This window comes from Pseudoalteromonas sp. G4 (assembly GCF_028875915.1).
Lineage (GTDB): Bacteria > Pseudomonadota > Gammaproteobacteria > Enterobacterales > Alteromonadaceae > Pseudoalteromonas.
Genome location: NZ_JAPEHW010000135.1, coordinates 1 through 3,681, shown reverse-complemented (window position 1 = coordinate 3,681; position 3,681 = coordinate 1). Strand labels below are relative to the sequence as shown.

1 protein-coding gene is annotated in these 3,681 nt (G+C 33.8%); it reads left to right on the top strand.

The window, feature by feature from the left end; translation table 11 throughout:
• Positions 1-488: 488 nt before the first annotated feature.
• Positions 489-3,053, top strand: a complete 2,565-nt coding sequence (locus tag ON073_RS20120) for a P-loop NTPase fold protein (RefSeq protein WP_274763656.1) — start codon at positions 489-491, stop codon at positions 3,051-3,053.
• Positions 3,054-3,681 lie beyond the last annotated feature (628 nt).

Genomic DNA, 3,681 nt, shown 5'->3' with positions numbered 1-3,681 from the left:
GCGTCCTCTTGTTCATTTTTGTTACACGACAAAAACGAACCAAAAAACGTGCCCCTAAATCAAACTAATCTTCAAAAGACATTTAAATGTGAACATAAACGCCATGAAGCAACATCCCTGTTGTACATGGCTTGCTCGACCGCTTCGCTCCCTGTCTCACATTATTCATTTAAATCCCTTTTTCAGGTTTGATAAAAGGGGGAGTAGACTGTTCAGATATCGCTATTAACCCTTAAGATAGATAATAGTTAATATAAAGCTTTCAATCAGAGCGCTTAGAAAAAAGCATTATTTCAAATATAGCTTATTGTCTGTATCAAAAGACTCATTAAAGTATTTGTTTTTCAATACCATAACTATAAAATCAACTATAAAAACCAGCATTTAAAATATGATATTCAGCTCATAGAGTTAACCTAACTCTCATTAAATTGAATATAGAGATTTGCAAAGGTTGCTAAAAAATATTAGTGCAGAGGGAAGTTAAAGTGCCATCATCGCGTCAGTTATTAAATACTTTTATTTACTCAATTGTAACTATTACTCTCTTCTCATTATTGAGTAAGATTGATTTTATACTTGGCATAGTAGATCAATGGTCAGTTTTTCATAATACGCTACATTGGTCTTTACAAATAGTCATGCTCGTTATTGCTGGGTGTTTAATAACTGTTCTTTTTAGAGGGGTTGGCTCATATCACTTAGAGTTTATTGATGGAAAAAAAGTAACTCAAGATGGGTACTCTGTTTTAAAAGCATCTGTCATATTTACGGTATTTTTTCTTGCTCTAAAATATAAAACGGGTATAGAAGTTTTAGCTTTAGTTAAAATTTTTGTAGCCCTTTATTTTGGGAAAATATTACCCAACTTGAAAGGTTACTTTATTTACTACAAAAACCTTTCGGTTGCGATATTAAAACACCCTAACTTTAAAGCTGAATTTAACCACCCAAATGCACTAGCCACCAATGTAGAAAGACCTATTCAAACTCGATATCAAGATAGATTTAACTCAATTTTAATAGCTGAAAAATTGAAAGGCATATTAATTGGAGAAAGTAGTTATCGCCGAATAGCTCTTTATGGAAACTTTGGAACTGGCAAGTCAAGCGTTCTTAATCTTCTCGAAGAGTCAGTGCTTAAATCACAGAAAAGCAGTGTATGGGTATTCATGCATTTTAACGCTTGGGGTAAAGCAAACAAAAATAAAAGCATTGAAGGCATTCTCCTTCATGAAATCATGTACGAGTTAACCAAGCATATTGAAACATCCTCAATACAAAAAATACCTGAGCATTACCTGGCTGCAATGAAAGACTTTCATCGCTCAACAAAAGTCATTTCAAACTTTATATCACCTCCGACTCCTGCTGAGAAACAATTAGTTCTTCTTAACTCTCTATTGCAAGAGGCAAAGTTAAAGCTATGTGTATTCATAGAAGATATTGACCGTAACGAAGAACCGAACCATGCGATAAATTCGATGGCGCCATTACTAAATAAATTAAAAGACTGTGACCATATCAGTTTCATTTTTACACTGGGTTATACCCTAGGCGCATCAGATATAACAAGTAGATTTATAGACTATCGAGAAGACTTACCAAAAATTAATTTCTCACAAGAGGTTAAAGCTAAATTTATAGAAATAAGAAATCGCCCATTTAATGCAAATAATAAATTAAAGCTTTTTTATGAGAAGACTAATCAAGATTGGGGGTTGATAGAAAATTTACCTCTCTCATACAGCAACAGTATACAAACTGTATGCATGAAAAATGCTTTTGAAAGTATTGGTCTTTTAGTTCAAAATTTGCGTAATTTTGCTGCCATAAAAAGGGAAGTCAATTCAAAATGGAGTAAGTTAAAAGGCGAATTTAATTTTGATGACTTACTTATACTTACTACATTAAAAATTTGCACCCCTCTTGCTTATGACTTTATCCTCTACCATCACCATAAATTACAGTTAGGAAGTAGCAATGATTACCTAAATGATCAATGGGAACACATTAATTTTGGTGATTTACAGTCACATAAAAATTCATGTGAAAACCTCATTAAATACCTTTTTCCTCATTGGAGCGATGGGAAGAATAACGGGGTAATACGTCAACAATCATGCTCAATATATGATCCTAAAAACTATTGGGAAGTCTACTTACAAGAAAATCCTTGTCTTGAGTTTAGTGATCAAGAAATATATCGCGAGATGCTTACATTCAACGGACAAAATAAATTTTCTCGAGAATATATTTTTATTAACAAAATGATTGGCAATCGCGAGTTTATTCAATTTATCCAATCATTGATTATATTCCATTCAAGTTTTGATAAAAGCTCAGAAACTGATTACATTGAATTTTGGTCTTCCGCGCTTGAAGTTATGGAAAGTAAATCAAAACCTTTCGTTCAGTTACTCACTAATGAGAAAGCAGCTCATTACTCAAAAGAAATGGTCGTTGCAGAATCATTAATAACTGTACTGAGCAAATTACCTAAAGATAATGAAGATGTGTTTTACAAGCACTTAAAATGGGCTATAACAACATCCTTTAAGTACATATCAATCATTTTAGATCATGACAGTCTTTATAATTTAAAGTTAAGAAGCCTATTCCGAACAGTTTTTTCAGAAGTAATTTCAACTGAACAGTTAACATATAAGCTTTTAGACAATACTGAAGAACTAGAGTCACTATTAAAGTGTTTAAAGTTAAATACTTTAAATAATGGAGATTTAGAACAAAAAGATATTACAAGAATTTACGAATACTTTTTCAATATATTCAATAAACTAAATGATAAAGATTTCCTCTATACAGGCTATAAAGAACTATTACTGAAGTACGATTTCCATTTAGGGTTACTAGTTCCAAATTTAGAGGTATTTTCCCTCCTTAATGATAAACACAAAGAACAGATTAGAAAGCTTTGCTTCAATAATGACATAGAAGAGAACTGGATAAATAAATATAAAATAGATGAAGAGTTAAAGCTCTCAGAAAAAGAAACTGACTTAAATGGGTTCAGAAGCGTTGAAACAACGTGAGGACTTACTTCATTTGACACCAATTGTTTAGGTTGACTCCCCTCCCCCCTTAAATCAAACCCGAAAAGATTAAATTGAAGAGCAATTGCCAGTATGGATGCTGGCAAAAGTATGCTTGAGCCATGGATGGCGATTGCATACTGTTTGCGTTCATTTCAATTTATTCTTTGAGGAATCAGTTTGATTTCGGGGCGCCGAGGGATTCCAAAGGGAGGTCGGCGTTAGCCTCCCTTTGTCTGCTGTCGCCAGTGCGATAAACCAAGTATCAATTAACTTAAATGCTAGAATTGTAAACGGCCAATGAATTTAAAGTTTCCACAAACTATGTCATTAATTAAAAGTTCATCCTTGAAGCTGGGTTCCATCGGTCATCCATGACCTCACTTCCTCACGCTGCGAAGCTTCGCTTCGGTCTTTCGCCACCCCTTAAATCAAACCCGAAAAGATTCAATCGAAGAGCAATTGCCAGCATGGATGCTGGCAAAAGTATGCTTGAGCCATGGATGGCGATTGCATACTGTTTGCGTTCATTTCAATTTATTCTTTGAGGAATCAGTTTGATTTCGGGGCGGCTTTTTCTTGGTTCGTTCTTTTTGGCCGTTTTAAAAAGAATGAACGAGTGCGCCAT